Origin of the sequence: Streptomyces sp. NPDC029044 (assembly GCF_040637495.1) — a bacterium.
Classification (GTDB): domain Bacteria; phylum Actinomycetota; class Actinomycetes; order Streptomycetales; family Streptomycetaceae; genus Streptomyces.
Genome location: NZ_JBEZWN010000002.1, coordinates 216,787 through 234,040, shown reverse-complemented (window position 1 = coordinate 234,040; position 17,254 = coordinate 216,787). Strand labels below are relative to the sequence as shown.

The 17,254-nt window shown below is 72.1% G+C and carries 15 protein-coding genes; 8 read left to right on the top strand and 7 right to left on the bottom strand.

Annotation, left to right across the window (positions count from 1 at the left end; all coding sequences use genetic code 11):
* Positions 1-51 precede the first annotated feature (51 nt).
* From AB0E85_RS03035 to AB0E85_RS03015, 5 genes are all read right to left on the bottom strand, one after another.
* Positions 52-1,233 (bottom strand): ROK family transcriptional regulator, encoded by a 1,182-nt coding sequence (locus AB0E85_RS03035; RefSeq protein WP_107453847.1) that lies wholly within the window; start codon positions 1,231-1,233, stop codon positions 52-54.
* Positions 1,234-1,432: 199 nt separating this feature from the next.
* A complete protein-coding gene (locus AB0E85_RS03030) occupies positions 1,433-2,110 on the bottom strand; it encodes a GntR family transcriptional regulator (RefSeq protein WP_184555273.1) in 678 nt (225 codons plus the stop codon).
* Between the two features lie 148 nt (positions 2,111-2,258).
* A complete protein-coding gene (locus AB0E85_RS03025; protein ID WP_361921807.1) occupies positions 2,259-3,197 on the bottom strand; it encodes a beta-ketoacyl-ACP synthase III in 939 nt (312 codons plus the stop codon).
* 157 nt (positions 3,198-3,354) lie between these two features.
* A complete protein-coding gene (locus AB0E85_RS03020) occupies positions 3,355-3,495 on the bottom strand; it encodes a hypothetical protein (protein WP_361921805.1) in 141 nt (46 codons plus the stop codon).
* Positions 3,464-4,795 (bottom strand): OFA family MFS transporter, encoded by a 1,332-nt coding sequence (locus AB0E85_RS03015; RefSeq protein ID WP_361921803.1) that lies wholly within the window; start codon positions 4,793-4,795, stop codon positions 3,464-3,466. The genes AB0E85_RS03020 and AB0E85_RS03015 overlap by 32 nt, the downstream gene beginning before the upstream one ends.
* A 235-nt stretch (positions 4,796-5,030) precedes the next feature.
* On the opposite strand from AB0E85_RS03015, the gene AB0E85_RS03010 reads away from it, so the two are divergent.
* From AB0E85_RS03010 to fdhD, 5 genes are read left to right on the top strand one after another with little or no spacing between them, the layout of a single operon-like run.
* Positions 5,031-6,002: a 2-dehydropantoate 2-reductase gene (locus AB0E85_RS03010; RefSeq protein ID WP_361921801.1), complete on the top strand. Its 972-nt coding sequence runs from the start codon at positions 5,031-5,033 to the stop codon at positions 6,000-6,002.
* Entirely contained in the window at positions 5,999-7,918 is a 1,920-nt protein-coding gene (locus AB0E85_RS03005) for a molybdopterin-dependent oxidoreductase (RefSeq protein ID WP_361921799.1), read from the top strand. The genes AB0E85_RS03010 and AB0E85_RS03005 overlap by 4 nt, the downstream gene beginning before the upstream one ends.
* A gap of 6 nt (positions 7,919-7,924) precedes the next feature.
* Complete coding sequence (locus tag AB0E85_RS03000; protein WP_361921797.1) at positions 7,925-9,748, top strand: NADH-ubiquinone oxidoreductase-F iron-sulfur binding region domain-containing protein; 1,824 nt, start codon at positions 7,925-7,927, stop codon at positions 9,746-9,748.
* Entirely contained in the window at positions 9,745-10,605 is an 861-nt protein-coding gene (locus AB0E85_RS02995) for a 2Fe-2S iron-sulfur cluster-binding protein (protein WP_361921795.1), read from the top strand. The genes AB0E85_RS03000 and AB0E85_RS02995 overlap by 4 nt, the downstream gene beginning before the upstream one ends.
* A gap of 7 nt (positions 10,606-10,612) precedes the next feature.
* Positions 10,613-11,461 (top strand): formate dehydrogenase accessory sulfurtransferase FdhD, encoded by an 849-nt coding sequence (fdhD, locus tag AB0E85_RS02990; RefSeq protein WP_361921793.1) that lies wholly within the window; start codon positions 10,613-10,615, stop codon positions 11,459-11,461.
* 106 nt (positions 11,462-11,567) lie between these two features.
* On the opposite strand, the gene AB0E85_RS02985 is transcribed toward fdhD, so the two are convergent.
* Positions 11,568-12,005: a MarR family transcriptional regulator gene (locus AB0E85_RS02985; RefSeq protein WP_361921791.1), complete on the bottom strand. Its 438-nt coding sequence runs from the start codon at positions 12,003-12,005 to the stop codon at positions 11,568-11,570.
* Between the two features lie 103 nt (positions 12,006-12,108).
* On the opposite strand from AB0E85_RS02985, the gene AB0E85_RS02980 reads away from it, so the two are divergent.
* The 3 genes from AB0E85_RS02980 (at position 12,109) to AB0E85_RS02970 (ending at position 16,299) form a co-directional block, all read left to right on the top strand.
* The gene (locus tag AB0E85_RS02980; RefSeq protein ID WP_361921789.1) at positions 12,109-13,026 is read left to right on the top strand and encodes a zinc-binding dehydrogenase; all 918 of its coding nucleotides are present in this window, start codon (positions 12,109-12,111) and stop codon (positions 13,024-13,026) included.
* 151 nt (positions 13,027-13,177) lie between these two features.
* Positions 13,178-15,049, top strand: a complete 1,872-nt coding sequence (locus AB0E85_RS02975) for a sialidase family protein (RefSeq protein ID WP_361921787.1) — start codon at positions 13,178-13,180, stop codon at positions 15,047-15,049.
* A gap of 11 nt (positions 15,050-15,060) precedes the next feature.
* Positions 15,061-16,299 (top strand): DUF4185 domain-containing protein, encoded by a 1,239-nt coding sequence (locus tag AB0E85_RS02970; RefSeq protein ID WP_361921785.1) that lies wholly within the window; start codon positions 15,061-15,063, stop codon positions 16,297-16,299.
* Here the strand turns inward: AB0E85_RS02970 and AB0E85_RS02965 are convergent.
* Entirely contained in the window at positions 16,235-17,248 is a 1,014-nt protein-coding gene (locus tag AB0E85_RS02965; RefSeq protein WP_361921945.1) for a bile acid:sodium symporter family protein, read from the bottom strand. The two genes, AB0E85_RS02970 and AB0E85_RS02965, sit on opposite strands and share 65 nt — an antisense overlap.
* Between the last annotated feature and the right edge of the window lie 6 nt (positions 17,249-17,254).

The following is a 17,254-nucleotide window of genomic DNA, read 5'->3' as shown; positions in this document are numbered from 1 at the left end:
GCAGGACACTGCGCGGGGCGCGGTGCTGGTACGCCGTACTGAACTCGGTGCTTACGCGGGTGAGAAGAGGTGGTCGCTGATGAGCCGGGCGCCGCCGATGACTCCGGCGGTGGGGCCCAGCTCGCCCAGGACGATGGGCAGGTTGCCGGTCGCGAGCGGGAGCGACTGGCGGTAGACCTGGGTGCGGATCGCGGCGAGCAGGGTGTGGCCGAGGCCGGTCACCCCGCCGCCGATCACCACGAGGCCCGGGTTGAAGAAGCTGACCAGGCCGGCGATGACCTGGCCGGTTCGGTTGCCGCCCTCACGGATCAGGTCGAGGGCCGTTGCGTCACCGGCGGAGGCCGCGGCGGCGACGTCGACGGCGGTGAGGCCGCCGTTCGTCTCCAGCCGCGAGGCCAGTTCGGCCGAAAGCCCCTGCTGGGCCGCTTCCACGGCGTCGCGGGCCAGGGCCGCCCCGCTGAAGTGGGCTTCCAGGCAGCCCCGGTTGCCGCAGGCGCAGGGGCGCCCGTCGGGGACGGCCTGGATGTGCCCGATGTCGCCGGCGCTGCCCGTCGTACCGCGGTAGACCTCACCGCCGACGACAATGCCGCAGCCGATGCCGGTGCCGATCTTGACGCAGAGGAAGTCGGCGACGGTGCGGGCGACGCCCGCATGCTGCTCCCCCATCGCCATGAGGTTCACGTCGTTGTCGACCATGACCGGGCAGCCGAGTTCCTGGCTGAGCGCCTCCCGCACGGGGAAGCCGTCCCAGCCGGGCATGATCGGCGGTGCCACCGGGATGCCCTCGGGGAAGCGGACCGGGCCCGGGACGCCGATACCGGCGCCGTCGAACCCTTCCGCGAGCCCGGAGGCCCGCAGTTTCGCGGCCATGGCGAGGACCTGCTCGAAGACCGCGACGGGGCCTTCGCGCACGTCCATGGGCTGGTTGAGGTGCCCGAGGGTCTCCAGTTCGGCATTGGTGACGGCGACGTCGACCGAGGTCGCGCCGATGTCGACGCCGAGGAAGCGCAGCTCGGGGTTGAGCCGGATGTTGTGGGAGCGGCGGCCACCGCGCGAGGCGGCGAGTCCGTCGGCCACGACCAGCCCCGTCTCCAGCAACCGGTCCACCTCGACGGCCAGCTTGGACCGCGAGAGGTCGACCTGGTCGCCCAGCTGGGCACGGGAGTTGGGGCCGCCGTCGCGCAACAGCGTGAGCAGGCGGGCCTGGTGGGCGTTCGCGGGCCGTGCCGTCATGCGTCTCACGAGCCCCTCCCCGCCTCGGTCGGCCTGTGCGCGCCGGTTTTCCGCCACCTCGGTGGCGTGCTTTCGGAGGGAACGTAGCAGCGGCTGCCGGAGGTGGGAAGAAGTCGCGCAGGAATTGCCCTCTACTTTTTCCACTCACAGGACAAAGCTGCGGTGACGGGTGCTCGCGCCACGGGGCGGCTGTGGGGCGCTACGAGCGCGAACGCGCGTGGTACGACCGGCGCGTGTGCTCCGTGTGGTCGCGCATCAGCCGGGTGGCGCGCTGTTCGTCCCGGTCGGCGACCGCGGCGATCAGTTCGCGGTGCTCGATCCAGGACTGGTGGCCGCGCTGCCGGGCCACCGGCGTGTAGTACCAGCGCACCCGCCGGTCGACCTGGGCGGCCAGCTCGGCGAGGACCGCGTTGCCGGCGAGTTCCATGATTTTGGCGTGGAAGCGGGCGTTCATGGCGACGGCCCCGTCCACGTCGTCGGCCTCGACGGCCTTCTCGCCCTCCGCGCACAGCGCTTCCAGGGCGGCGATGCCCGCGCTGTTCGCGCCCGCCGCCGCGAGCCGGGCCGCCTCGGCCTCCAGGAGCGTACGGACCGTGAGGAGCTGGTCGGCCTCCTCCTCCGTCGGCTCGTGCACGAACGCGCCCTGGGCGGGCCGCAGATCGACCCACCCCTCCGTGTTGAGCCGCTGGAGCGCCTCGCGCACCGGCTGCCGGGAGACCCCGAGATGCCCGGCCAGTTCGCTTTCGACGAGATGCTGGCCGGGCTGAAGCGCACGGGTGGTGATGAGTTCGAGCAGTGCCTCGTAGACGCGGTCGCGCAGCGGACCCGGGCGTTCGAGCTTGGGTACCGCCCCCTGGGGCAGGCCTGTCGACAGCATCGCGGTCCCCCTCCTCGGTCACGGCCGTGCACAGCGCGGCGCGAGCCGGTATCGCCGCAGAGTCAGTATCGATTGTCTTTCGTCTACAGTCTACGGCGCACAAGAGCCAGCGTTTCGGGGAGTTGACCGCGTCACACCACCCCGAGGCTCAGGGGCAGCGCACGACCTGCCCCGCGTACGACAGGTTCCCGCCGAAGCCGAACAGCAGCACCGGGTCGCCCGTGGCGACCGCCCACTGCTCGATGAGCTTCGAGAAGGCCAGCGGGATGCTCGCGGCCGAGGTGTTCCCGGACTCGGTGACATCGCGCGCGACGACGGCGTTGACGGCGCCGATCTTCTCCGCGAGGGGTTCGATGATGCGCAGGTTCGCTTGGTGCAGCACGACTCCGGCGAGGTCGGCCGGCTCCAGACCGGCCCGTTCGCAGGCCCGGCGCGCGATGGGCGGCAGCTGCGTGGTGGCCCAGCGGTAGACGCTCTGCCCCTCCTGGGCGAAGCGCGGCGGGGTGCCCTCGATGCGCACCGCGTTGCCCATCTCGGGCACCGAGCCCCACAGCACCGGCCCGATGCCCGGCTCGTCGGCGGCCTCCACCACCGCGGCGCCTGCTCCGTCGCCGACGAGCACGCACGTGGTGCGGTCGCTCCAGTCGGCCACCTCGGACATCTTGTCCGCCCCGACGACCAGCGCCCGGCTCGCGCCCCCCGCGCGGACGGCGTGGTCGGCCGTGGCGAGGGCGTGGGTGAAGCCGGCGCACACGACGTTGAGGTCCATGGTGGCGGCCTGCGGGATGCCGAGACGGGCCGCGACCCGGGCGGCCATGTTGGGCGAGCGGTCGATGGCCGTGGAGGTGGCGACCAGCACGAGGTCGATGTCGGCCGGGCTCAGACCGGCGGCGGCCAGGGCCTTGGCGGCGGCGTGGGCGGCCAGTTCGTCGACCGGCTCGTCGGGGCCCGCGATGTGGCGCGTGCGGATGCCCACCCGGCTCCTGATCCACTCGTCACTGGTGTCCACCAGGCCCGCCAGGTCCTCGTTGGTGAGCACCTTGGCGGGCTGGTAGTGGCCGACGGCGGCGATGCGCGAGCCGTTCATTGGGTGGATCCCCCTCGTTGCCTTGGGTAGCGGATCCACCAGTCTGATCAGTGACTCACGGGTACGGCGGCAGCCAAGGCGACAGGATTCGGGCGCCGGGGTTGTCAGCTTCCGTCAGCACCTCGGACGCCCTGGCACCTGTCGCCCCTGTCGACTCCTACCCGGTGAACAGCTGCGTCGCCTTCCGGACGAGTTCGTACAGCCCGTAGGCGAGCGGCATGCCCACCCACACCCAGGCGAGGGTGATCAGCCACCTCCGGTCCGGGCTAGGCGGACTCTGACTGCTGTCGCTCGGCATGGGCGGCCTCCTTCGGGGCGGGGACGTGGTGGCGGGGGTCGACGGGCCGGACCAGTTCGTTGGCGACGAAGCCGACGACGAGCAGCCCGATCATGATGACGAAGGACAGCCCGTACAGGGCGGCACCGTGCCGGCCCGCCTCCTCCTGCCGGTCGGCGATCCAGTTCACGATCAGCGGGCCCAGCACCCCGGCCGTGGACCAGGCGGTGAGCAGCCGGCCGTGGATGGCGCCGACCTGGTACGTACCGAACAAATCCTTCAAATACGCCGGAACCGTGGCGAAACCACCACCGTAGAAGGAGAGGATGACCAGCGCGCACAGGACGAACAGGGGCTTGGAGGTGTCGCCGAAGAGGGCGATGAGCGCGTACATGAGCGCGCCGACGCCCAGGTAGACGCGGTAGATGTTCTTGCGGCCGATGAGGTCGGACGTCGACGACCAGCCGATGCGGCCCGCCATGTTCGCCGCGGACAGCAGCGCGACGAAGCCGGCGGCGGCCGTCACGGACACCGGGGTGGAGGTGTCCGCGAAGAAGTCCGTGATCATCGGCGCGGCCTTCTCCAGGATGCCGATGCCGGCGGTGACGTTCATGCAGAGCACGATCCACAGCAGCCAGAACTGCGGGGTGCGGAGGGCTTGTTTCGCGGAGACCTGCGGGCCGGTGAGAACACTCGGCCCGCTCCCCACAGGCTTCTCGGTACGAGGCACCCGGACCAGCAGTACACCCAGCAGCATGAACACCGCGTATGACAGCCCGTGCACCAGGAAGGCCAGTGCGATGCCGGAGCTGTCGCCGCCGAACGACTCCAGCATCCGGGCCGACCAGGGCGAGGCGATGAGCGCGCCGCCGCCGAAGCCCATGATGGCGATGCCGGTGGCCATGCCGGGCCGGTCCGGGAACCACTTGATCAGGGTGGAGACGGGCGAGATGTAGCCGATCCCCAGACCGATGCCGCCCACGAAGCCGTAGCCGAACACGATCAGCCAGTACTGCTCCAGGGACGCGCCCAGTGCGGAGAGCAGGAAGCCGGAGGAGAAGCAGACCAGGGCGACGGTCATCGCCCAGCGCGGGCCCTTGCGCTCCACGAGCGTGCCGCCGAACGCGGCGGACAGGCCCAGCATGACGATGCCCAGCTGGAAGGGCAGCGCGCTCTGGGTGCCGCTGAGGCCGAGCGCGGACTCCAGGGGCGGTTTGAACACGCTCCAGGCGTAGGCCTGGCCGATGGAGAGGTGAACGGAGAGAGCGGCGGGCGGAACGAGCCAGCGGCTCCAGCCCGGGGGCGCGACTGGGGGACTCATGAACCCCGGACGGTAGGGATCCGCGAGGGAGTTGAGAAGTCGGCGCGTCGACCGTATGCGGTGAACGGTATCCAGCATGCGCCGAACGGTCGGCGCACGGACCCTTGCCGCCCCAACCTCCATACTGTAGACAATATTTCGTCGACACAAGCCGTCCGCGAGCCATACGCGACCCGTCGGGCGGCCGGACGGCAGCCACCTCCGCGGTATCCCTCAAACCGAACGGAGTGTTCCCGTGAAAGTCGCAGTTCTCGGCGCCGGTGCCATCGGCGCCTACGTCGGCGCCGCGCTCCACCGCGCGGGCGCCGAGGTGCATCTCATCGCCCGTGGACCGCATCTGGCGGCCATGAGGCAGCACGGAGTCCGGGTGCGCAGCCCACGCGGCGACTTCACCGCGCGCCCCCACGCCACCGACGACCCGGCCGAGGTCGGCCCGGTCGACCACGTCTTCCTCGGGCTGAAAGCCAACGCGTACGCGGCGTGCGGGCCGCTGATCGCGCCGCTTCTGCACGAGGCGACGTCGGTCGTCGCGGCCCAGAACGGCATCCCCTGGTGGTACTTCCACCGGCACGGCGGCCCGTACGACGGCCACCGTGTCGAGAGTGTCGACCCGGACGGTGCGGTCAGTGCGGTGCTCGCGCCCGAACGGGCCGTCGGCTGTGTCGTCTACGCGGCGACAGAGCTCGAAGGGCCGGGCGTCGTACGGCACTTGGAGGGCACGCGGTTCTCCATCGGCGAGCCCGACCGCAGCCGCTCCGCCCGCTGTCTCGCCTTCAGCGAGGCCATGCAGGCGGGCGGCCTGAAGTGCCCGGTCGAAACGGACCTGCGCAGCGACATCTGGGTCAAGCTGCTCGGCAACATCTCGTTCAACCCGATCAGCGCGCTGGCCCGCGCGACGATGCGGCAGATGTGCCTGCACGGCGGCACCCGCAAGGTCATCGAGATCATGATGACCGAGACGCTGGCGGTCGCCGAGGCCCTCGGCTGCGAGGTGGGTGTCTCCATCGAGCGCCGGCTCGCCGGTGCCGAGCGGGTCGGCGACCACCGCACCTCCACGCTCCAGGACCTGGAGCGCGGCAAGCCGCTCGAACTCGACGTGCTGCTCGCGGCGGTCGTCGAGCTGGCGGAGATCACCGGCGTGGAGGTGCCCACCCTGCGCACCGTGCACGCCATCTCGGACCTGCTCGCGCTGAGGAGCGCCGCATGAGGAAACGGCAACCGAAGACCTACACCCGTCTGACGCACCCGCTCGTCCGGGACTCCCGCGACGAGCCGTTCCGGCAGGCCACCTGGGAGGAGGCCCTGGACCGGGCCGCCGCGGGCCTCGGACGCAATCGTGACGCCTTCGGCATGTTCAGCTGCGCCCGTGCCACCAACGAGATGAACTACGTGGCGCAGAAGTTCGCCCGGGTCGTCATGGGCACCAACAACGTCGACTCCTGCAACCGCACCTGTCACGCCCCGAGCGTGGCGGGCCTGTCGGCGGCGTTCGGCTCGGGCGGGGGTACGTCGTCGTACGAGGAGATCGAGCACACCGACGTCATCGTGATGTGGGGCTCCAACGCCCGGTTCGCGCACCCGATCTTCTTCCAGCACGTACTGAAGGGGATCAGGAACGGCGCCCGGATGTACGCGGTCGACCCGCGCCGCACCTCGACCGCCGAGTGGGCGGAGAGCTGGATGGGGCTCAACGTCGGCACGGACATCCCGATGGCGCACGCGATCGGCCGCGAGATCATCCACGCGGGGCTCGCCAACGAGGCGTTCATCCAGCGGGCCACCACCGGCTTCGGGGAGTACGAGGCCCTGGTCGAGCCGTGGACGCCGTCGCTCGCCGAGAAGGTGACGGGCGTGCCGGCGGCGGCGATCCGCGAACTGGCGCACGCCTACGCCCGTGCGGAGCGGGCCCAGTTGTGCTGGACCCTCGGCATCACCGAGCACCACAACGGCACCGACAACGTCCGCGCCCTGATCAACCTGTCGCTGCTCACCGGGCACGTCGGCCGCTACGGCTCGGGCCTTCAGCCCCTGCGCGGACAGAACAACGTGCAGGGCGGCGGCGACATGGGCGCGATCCCCAACCGGCTGCCCGGCTTCCAGGACATCCTCGACCCGGACGTGCGGCTCAAGTTCGAGTCGGCCTGGGACACGGTGATCCAGCCGCACTACGGCCTGAACCTCACCGAAATGTTCGAGGCCATGGAGCACGGCAGCCTCAAGGCCGTCTACTGCATCGGCGAGAACCCGGCCCAGTCCGAGGCCGACAGCGAGCAGGCCGTGCGGCGGTTGAAGGCCCTGGACTTCCTGGTCGTGCAGGACATCTTCCTGACGAAGACCGCCGAACTCGCGGACGTCGTCCTGCCGGCCACCGCCGGCTGGGCGGAGACCGACGGAACGACCACCAACAGCGAACGGCGGGTCCAGCGCGTCCGCAAGGCCGTCACCCCGCCCGGCGAGGCCCGCGAGGACATCGACATCATCTGCGACCTCGCCGCCCGCCTCGGCCACGACTGGAAGTACGCCGACGCGGAGACCGTGTGGAACGAGCTGAGGGCCGTCTCGCCCGACCACTACGGTATGACGTACGAACGCCTGGAGGAGCACCAGGGCATCCAGTGGCCCTGCCCGAGCACGGAAGCGATCGAACCGACCTACCTGCACGGCCGGTTGTGGGAGACCGACCCCGCCCGGCGCGGCCCGCTCGCGCCCTTCGGCCTCGTGCAGCACGACCCGCCCGTGGACCTCACCGACGACCGGTACCCGATCCGGCTCACCACCGGGCGACGGCTCGACTCGTACAACACCGGCGTGCAGAGCGGCGGTTACGCCTCGCCGCTCAGGCGCGGCGAGTTCATCGAGCTGAGCCCGGAGGACGCCGAGCGCTACGGGGTCGTGGTCGGCGAGCACGTCCAGGTGACCTCGCGGCGCGGGTCGGTGACCGCCCCCGTGTGGGTGGACACCGCGCTGCGGCCCGGGCTCGCCTTCATGACCATGCACTTCCCCGACGAGGTGGACACCAATGCCCTGACGATCGAGGCGAACTGCCCGATCGCCGGGACGGCGGAGTTCAAGGCGTCGGCGATCCGGATCGAGAAGCTGCCCATCGCGACCATCGTGGGGTGACGCACTGTGGACCTGCACTTCGGCGACAGCAAACCGACGGACGAGGAACGGGCGACGGTCGACGCCCTGCTCGGGCCTCCCGAGTCCTCCTGGGAGGGCGCCGACCGCTCGGATGCCGACCTGCGGTGGGCCCGTGGCGGACGTGAGGCCCGGGACCGGCGCGACCTGCTGTTGCCGGGGCTGCACGCCGTCAACGACCGGATCGGCTGGATCAGCGAGGGCGCCCTCGACTACCTGTGCCGGCGGCTGACCGTGCCGCCGGCGGAGGCCTACGGGGTCGCCACCTTCTACGCCATGTTCTCGGTCAAGCCTCGTCCGGCGACCGTGCTGCACGTGTGCACGGACCTGGCGTGCGCGGCAGCCGGGGCACCGGAGCTGTGTGCCGGGATCGAGGCGCGGCTGGGCCCCGGCAGCGGGGTCGGTGTCGAGCGCAGCCCGTGCCTGGGTCTGTGCGAACGGGCCCCGGCCGCGCTCGCGATCAGGGCCGGGGATCCCGTCCGTACGGCGGTCTCGGCGCCGGCGACCGTCGAGGAGGCCGTGCTCGTCGCGTCCTCGCCCGGTTCCGCGCCCGAGGAGCCGCCGGCCGCACTGGCGGTGCCCCAGGCGGGGCAGGACGGGCTGATGCTGCTGCACCGCGTCGGCGTGGCCGACCCGTCGTCCCTGGACGACTACCGCGCCCACGGCGGCTACACCGCCCTGCGCCGGGCCTTCGAGCTGGGTCCCGCCGGGGTGATCCGCGAGGTCACCGACTCGGGCCTGGTCGGGCGCGGCGGCGCCGCCTTCCCCACCGGCCGCAAGTGGCAGGCCACGGCGTCCCAGCCGGACCGTCCGCACTACCTCGTCTGCAACGCCGACGAATCGGAGCCGGGCACCTTCAAGGACCGGGTGCTCATGGAGGGCGACCCGTACGCGCTCGTCGAGGCGATGACGATCGCGGGGTACGCGACCGGCGCGCACCGGGGCTATCTGTATCTGCGCGGCGAGTACCCGCGCGCCCTGCGCCTGCTGGAGCACGCGATCACGCAGGCCCGTGCGCGCGGACTGCTCGGCGACGACGTGCTCGGGCAGGGCTACGCCTTCGACATCGAGATCCGGCGCGGCGCGGGCGCCTACATCTGCGGTGAGGAGACGGCCCTGTTCAACTCCATCGAGGGCTACCGGGGCGAGCCCCGCTCCAAGCCGCCGTTCCCGGTGGAGAAGGGCCTGTTCGGCAAGCCGACGGTCGAGAACAACGTGGAGACGCTGGTCAACGTCCTGCCGGTGCTGACCATGGGCGCCCCGGCGTACGCGGCGATCGGCACCGGCCGCTCCACCGGGCCGAAGCTGTTCTGCGTGTCCGGGAGCGTGGAGCGGCCCGGTGTCTACGAGGTGCCGTTCGGCGCGACGCTCGGGGACGTGCTCACCCTGGCCGGGGTGCGCGAGGGGCTGCGGGCGGTGCTGCTCGGCGGGGCGGCCGGCGGTTTCGTACGCGCCGACGAGCTGGACGTCCCGCTCACCTTCGAGGGCACGCGCGAAGCCGGCACGACCCTGGGCTCCGGCGTCGTCATGGCCTTCGACGACAGTGTGCCCCTGCCCCGGCTGCTGCTGCGCATCGCGGAGTTCTTCCGGGACGAGTCGTGCGGGCAGTGCGTGCCGTGCCGGGTCGGGACGGTACGGCAGGAGGAGGCGCTGCACCGGATCGTGGAGCGCACGGGCGCCGACGCCGCCGGGGACATCGCACTGCTGCGGGAGGTCGGCCGTGCGATGCGGGACGCCTCGATCTGTGGTCTCGGGCAGACCGCGTGGAACGCCGTGGAATCCGCCATCGACCGTCTGGGGGCGTACGAATGACCGTCACACCGCTGGGGATCCCGCGTCGCATGCTGGAGTTCACCCTCGACGGCGAGGAGGCCCGGGTCCCCGAGGGCTCGACCATCCTGGACGCCTGCCGGGCGGCCGGGAAGGACGTCCCGACCCTGTGCGAGGGCGACACCCTGCGCCCGAAGAACGCCTGCCGGGTCTGCGTCGTCGAGGTCGAGGGGGCCAGGACGCTCGTGCCGGCCTGCTCACGCAAGGCGGAGCCGGGCATGCAGGTGCGCACGGACACCGAGCGCGCCCGGCACAGCCGCAAGGTCGTCCTGGAACTGCTCGCGTCCTCGGTCGACCTGTCCACGACCCCGAAGGTCGCCGGGTGGCTCAAGGATTACGAGGCGAAACCGGACCGCTTCGGCCCGGACGCGGCCCGGCTGAACGAGGAGCCGAAGGTCGACAACGACCTGTACGTGCGCGACTACGACAAGTGCATTCTCTGCTACAAGTGCGTCGACGCCTGCGGCGACCAGTGGCAGAACTCCTTCGCGATCTCGGTCGCGGGGCGCGGCTTCGACGCCCGGATCGCCGTGGAGCACGACGCGCCGCTCACCGACTCGGCGTGCGTGTACTGCGGCAACTGCATCGAGGTGTGCCCGACGGGCGCGCTGTCGTTCAAGTCCGAGTTCGACATGCGGGCGGCGGGTACGTGGGACGAGTCCGCCCAGACGGAGACGACCACGGTGTGCGCGTACTGCGGAGTGGGCTGCAACCTGACGCTGCACGTGCAGGACAATGAGATCGTGAAGGTCACCTCGCCGCACGACAACCCGGTGACCCACGGCAACCTCTGCATCAAGGGCCGCTTCGGCTACCAGCACGTACAGAACCGGGACTGATCAGGACATGGGACGAGTCACGGAACGACGCAAGGTGATCCGCATCCGCGACGGGGCGGTCTCCAGCCGCCCGGACACGCTCGTCGCCGAGGAACCCCTGGAGATCCGGCTCAACGGCAAACCGCTGGCGATCACCATGCGCACCCCGGGCGACGACTTCGCCCTGGCGGCGGGTTTCCTGGTGAGCGAGGGGGTGCTCGGCGGGCAGCAGGATCTCCGGAACATCGTCTACTGCGCCGGAGCCACCGCCGACGGGTCGAACACCTACAACGTGGTCGACGTGCAGACGGCCCCGGACGTGGTGGTCCCGGACATCACCCTGGAGCGCAACGTCTACACGACGTCGTCCTGCGGGCTGTGCGGCAAGGCGTCGCTGGACGCGGTGCGCACCACGGCCCGCTTCCCCATCGCCGACACTCCCCCGGTCCGGGTCTCCCCCGAGCTGCTCGCGAGCCTGCCCGACCGGCTGCGCGCGGCCCAGCGGGTCTTCGACCGGACGGGGGGCCTGCATGCCGCGGCCCTCTTCTCGGAGGAGGGCGAGCTGCTGGACGTCCGGGAGGACGTGGGCCGGCACAACGCGGTCGACAAGCTGGTCGGCCGGGCCCTTCAGAACGGGGAGCTGCCGCTGTCCCGGGCGATTCTGCTCGTCTCGGGCCGGGCCTCCTTCGAGCTGGCGCAGAAGGCCGTGATGGCCGGCATGCCGGTCCTGGCGGCCGTGTCGGCGCCGTCCTCGCTGGCGGTGGACCTGGCGGCCGAGACGGGTCTGACGCTGGTGGGCTTCCTGCGGGGCAGCTCCATGAACGTGTACGCGGGTGAGGACCGGATCGCTCTGCGGGCCGCGGCCGCCCAGGGCTGACCAGGTTCCCCCGCGACACGGCGGCGGGGCCCCGACCGGCGGGGAGCGCCCCCTGCGCCGCAGGGGCCCCGTCTCGGCCTGCCCGTGCGCGGCCCCGGCCGGGTGGTCAGCCGGCCGTGCCGGATATCCGGAGCAGCATCGCCGTGAACTGCTCCCGCTCGGCCGCCGACAGCGGTGCGAGCAGTTCGTCGTTGGCCGCGCGGGCCGCCTTCTCGCAGCGCTTCAGCAGCCGGGCTCCCGGCTCGGTGAGGGACACCGCGTTCTTGCGGCGGTCCCGTGGGTCGGGCTCGCGTAGCACCAGGCCCGCCGCCTGGAGGTCGTTGAGGACGCCGACCAAGTCTTTCGGGTCCAGCCGGACCCCGCGGCCGAGGTCGGCCTGGGCGACGGGCCCGAGGTCGCGGACGGCGGACAGCACCACGTGGTGCCACATCCGCATGTCCTCCCCGGCCAGCGCCTCGGCCACCAGGGCGCGGCCGCGGGCGGCGGCACGGCCGAGCAGCCAGCTCGGCAGGGAGCGGATCGCGGGGAGGGGGGCTTCCGACATGGCCGCAGCCTAACCACATCATCGTTGGTTCTTCCTACGATCCTCCTATACCGTTGGGTCTCCCCATGAATCCGTTGGGGCCACCAATGACCCCGGAGGTGCGATGCGCCGCGTCCGCTACGAATCCCGAGGCGGCCCCCTGTTCATGGAAGAGGCACCGCTCCCCGCGCCGGGCCCGGGGGAGCTGCTCGTGCGCGCGGAGGCGATCGGCGTCACGCTCCCGGTCGTCCGCAAGGTCAGTGAGGCGGACGAGCCCGGCCCCCTGGGAGGCGAGATCGCCGGGGAGGTCACGGCCGTCGGCGAGGGCGTCACCCGCTTCGGCACCGGCGACCGGGTGACGGGCCTGTGCTTCGGCCACGGCTACGCCGACTTCGCGGTGCTGCACGAGGCCATGGCCTCCCCCGTTCCGGCGGACGCGAGCGCCGTCGACGCGGTGGCCCTGGTCCGCAGCGGCCTGGTCGCCCTCGGCGCCCTGGAGGCGGCCCGCCCCCAGCCGGGCGAAGCGGCCCTCGTCACCGCGGCCGCGAGCGGCGTCGGCCACCTGGCCGTACAGCTGGCCAGGACGCGCGGCGCCGGACGGGTCGTGGGAGCCGTCTCCGACCTGGCCAAAGCCGGCTTCGTCCGGGGCCTCGGCGCCGACCACGTCATCACGTACGGCGACACCGGCTGGGGCACACCGGTCGACTACGTCCTGGACGCGGTCGGCGGTGAGCTGCTCACCCCGGCCCTGCACGCGCTCGTCCCCGAGGGGCGGCTGGTGGCGTACAGCTCGGGCGGCGGCGCCATCCAGGCGTACGACCTGCTCGTGGACGCCAAGTCGGTGATCGGGTTCCAGATGGCCCGTATCGCCCGCGGGAAGCCGGAGTTGTACGAGCAGTGGCGCGAGGAACTGTGGCGGTTGTTCGCGGCGGGAGAGCTCAGGCCGGTGGTGCACGGGGAGTTCGCCCTTGAGGACGCGGCGAAGGCGCACGGGGAGATCGAGGGGCGGTCCAACCTGGGCAAGGTCGTCCTGATCCCTTGAAGCACGCTTCTTGTGGGGGGTCTGTGAACCCAAGTACCGTCTCCGGCCTACCCGTTGGACGTGGGATGTCCGAATCACCGGATGAATGACCGGATGTCCGTTCCCCGCCTCGATGGTCCAGCCGACAGACGCATGAAGGGCAGGTCGCACCATGCCGTCAAGTCTTCGCACACGTCTGAGATCCACCCTGACGACCGCTCTCGCCGCCGGTGCCCTGCTCGCACCCACCGCCCCGGCGAACGGCCGGCCCATGGCGGCCGCCCCGGAGTTCGGACAACAGGTGCTCTTCAAGGCGTCCCAGGACCCGGGTTACGCCTGCTTCCGGATCCCGGCGATCGTGCGCACCAGCAGCGGCACGCTGCTCGCCTTCGCCGAGGGCCGCGTCCTCAACTGCGGTGACGCCGCCGACATCGACATCGTCCTCAAGCGCTCCACCGACGGCGGCCGCACCTGGGGCCCGCTCCAGGTCGTCACCGAGGGCGCGGGCGACACCCACGGCAACCCGGCACCGGTCGTGGACCGCACGACCGGCCGGATCCTGCTGGCCGAGACGTTCAACACCGGCCGTACGGACGCCGGCAACTGCTCCGTCCCCTGCGACCGCACCCCGCACCTCCAGTACAGCGACGACGACGGCCGGACCTGGTCGCAGCCGCGCGATCTGAGCGGCGAGATCCTGCCCGAGCACTGGAACTCCTGGTACGCGACCGGGCCCGTGCACGGCATCCAGCTGACCCGCGGCAAGCACGCCGGGCGGCTCGTGTTCGGCGTCAACACCGAGACGTGGAACGGCAGCCGGGTCTCCGCCAACCACGCCGCGCTCGTCGTCAGCGACGACGGCGGCGACTCCTGGCGGGTCGGCGCCACGGACACCTGGCCCATAGGGCAGGACGGCGTGTTCCGGCAGAAGCCGTCCGAGGTGACACTCACCGAGCGCTCCGACGGCGCCCTGCTCGTCAGCGGCCGGGAGCAGGACGGCACCGACCTGGGCCACCGCTCCCAGACCCTCAGCCGGGACGGCGGCGACAGCTTCGCCACCCCCTTCCGCGACCTTCCGGACCTGTACACCCCGCAGGTCCAGGGCGCGACCCTGCGCCTCGGCGACCGGATGCTGCTGTCCGCTCCGGCCGACCCCGACCGCCGCCGGACGATGATGGTCCGCTCCTCCTACGACGGCGGACGGACCTGGGAGAGCGTGGACCGGGGCACGGTCGTCACGACGGACTGGTCGGGCTACTCCGACATGGCGGCCGTGGGCGGTGGGGCGGTGGGCCTGCTGTACGAGGGCGGCACGGTCGACGCCCGCGACGAGATCCGCTTCGCCCGCTTCACCGAGGACTGGCTGGAGGCGCGCCGGGGCGCCGACCCGACCACGCGCGACGCGGCGGCGGGCGCCAGGCCCGCGGCCGTGCTCGGCGGTGCCGCGCGGACCTCCGGGGTCCGCGGCGGGGCGCTGTCCTTCGACGGCACCGACGACGCCGTACGGCTGCCCTACCGCTCCCGGCTCCCGCTCGGGGAAGGGGACTTCACGGCCTCGCTGCACTTCCGCTACACGGCCACGACCGGCGAGCAGCCCTTCCTGTGGATGGGCGGCATCGGCACCACCCAGCCGCAGATCTGGCTGCGCGGCGAACCGGCGAGCGACCGCGTCCGGGGGCTGATCACCACCCGGTCGGGCGCGTCGACCGTCAGATCGGCCTCGGTGTCGGCCGACGGCGCCCACAACGACGGCCGCTGGCACCATCTGGCCCTGCGGCGGGGCGGCGGGCGGCTGACACTGTTCCTCGACGGCACGCCGCTCACCACCGCCGACGTGCCGGGCTCGGTCAGCCGCAACTCCCCGTTCGGCGTGCACATCGGCCAGCGCATGGACAGCCGGGCGTTCCTCACCGGGGCGATCGACGACGTCCGGGTGTGGGACCGGGCGCTGAGCGACGGGGAGCTGGCCTCCGGCGCCTCGGGCGCGGCCTCGCGGGGCACGGTGCTGTGGCTGCCCATGGACCAGGTGAGCGGCAGCAACTAACGTCACACAGCGTGCCCGACGACTCAGGAGCATTACGAGCACGACAGCGCACGGGAACCGGGATCGGCCTGCTGCTGGTGCTGGTTCTCGGTGCCGCGCTGCTGATCGCCCTGCCCGGCGACGACGGTCCGGACGACGACGGCGCCTGCCGGGCGCTGACGGTCGGCTCCTGGAAGGCGGACGACGGCCGCACCGCCGAGTTCGCCCGCTACGGCGACGACCCGGGCCGCACGGACGACTGGACCGGCGGCGACGGCACCCACTCGGTGCGGCTGCCGGACGGCCGGGTGCTGTGGCTGTTCTCGGACACCTATCTGGGCCGGGTGTACGGCCCGCCCAACCCGCACGGCGAGTCCTACGCCTGGCGGGACGCCGGCACGCCGCTGGTGCGCAACTCCGCCGTGCTGATGCGCGACGGCCGCCTCGAATCCACCCTGCCCGCCCCGCTGTTCGCCGACCCGGCACCGAACCAGTGGCGCTGGCCGGTCGCCGCCCGGGTCGAACCCCGCTCCCCCGGCTCCTCGGAGCAGGTGGTCCGGGTGCTGCTGTGGGTGCGCACGGCGGGACAGTCCCCCTGGATCTACGGCGTGCCCACCGCGACCGAGGTCGCCACCCTGTCACTGCCCGGGCTGCGCCTGGAGTCGATCACCGAGGTGCTCGACCAGCGGCCGGTCGCCGACCCGTCCCGGCGGGTGCTGTTCGGCACCACGCTGGTCGAGGAGGACGGCTGGACCTATGTGTTCGGCGGCGACGACGGCCGGCCCGCCGCCCGCCCCGTCTCGCACGCGTACGCGGCCCGGGTCCCGGAGGGCGCGCTCGCCGACCCGGCGGCGTGGCAGTACTGGAGCGGCTCGGCGTGGGTGCCCCGGGCCCGGCCCCGGCCGGTGCTCGGGGACGGGCGGCGCAAGGGCGTGGGCAGCGCCTTCTCGGTCGTCCGGGACGGCGGCACGTACGTGCTGTTCACGATGGCCGCCGGCCCGAAGGGACTGACCACCGTGGCGTCCTACTGGGCCTGCTCCCCCGCCGGGCCGTGGCACGGTCCGGGGAAGGAGTTCAGCCCGCCGCTGCCGCAGGGGCAGGTGGCCGCCTACAACCCGCAGGCGCATCCGGTGCTGAGCGGTGCGGGACGGCTCGTGCTGAGCTACGACGTCAACTGGCTGGAGATGACGGGCGCCGCCGACCGGCTCAGCCGGAACGTGTCCCTGTACCGACCGCGGTTCGTGTCGCTGCGGCTGGCTGCGGCCCGCTGACCTCCGCCGCGGCCTCCCGCGCGCGGCGCTTGGCGATCACCGCGCACACGATGAGCTGCATCTGGTGGAAGAGCATCAGCGGCAGCACGGCGAGCGCCGCCTGCGCGCCGAACAGGACGCTCGCCATGGGCAGTCCGGCGGCCAGGGACTTCTTCGAGCCGGCGAACTGGATCGCGATCCGGTCCGCCCGGCCGAAGCGCAGCGCCTTGCCGCCGTACCAGGTGAGCAGCAGCATCACGGCGAGGACGATCGCCTCGACGACGACCAGGCCGCCCAGCCGCGCGGGGCTGACCTGGTGCCAGATGCCCTGGACGACGCCCACGCTGAACGCGGTGTAGACGACGAGCAGGATCGAACCGCGGTCCACCAGGGCGAGGACCTGCTTGTGGCGGGTGACGAAGCCGCCGATCCAGCGCCGCAGCAGCTGCCCGGCGAGGAAGGGGACCAGCAGTTGCAGCACGATCTTCAGCAGCGAGTCGGCGGAGAATCCGCCCCCGCTGCCGCCCAGCAGCGATGCGGCCAGCAGCGGGGTGGCGACGATGCCGACCAGGGAGGAGAAGGAGCCCGCGCAGATGGCGGCGGGCACGTTGCCGCGGGCCATGGAGGTGAAGGCGATCGACGACTGGACGGTCGACGGGACCAGCGTCAGAAAGAGCAGGCCCTGGTAGAGCGGGTGCGTCAGGATCACCGGCACCAGCCCGCGGGCCGCGAGCCCGAGCAGCGGGAAGACGAGGAAGGTGCAGGCCAGGACGGTGATGTGGAGCCGCCAGTGGCGCAGCCCGTCGAGGGCCTCACGGGTGGACAGCCGGGCGCCGTACAGGAAGAAGAGGAGGGCCACCGCGGCCGTGGAGGCACCGGAGGCGACGTCCGCGGCCGACCCGCGCGCCGGGAACAGTGCGGCGAGGCCCACCGTCCCGAGGAGAAGCAGGATGTAGGGGTCGATCGGCAGCCGGCT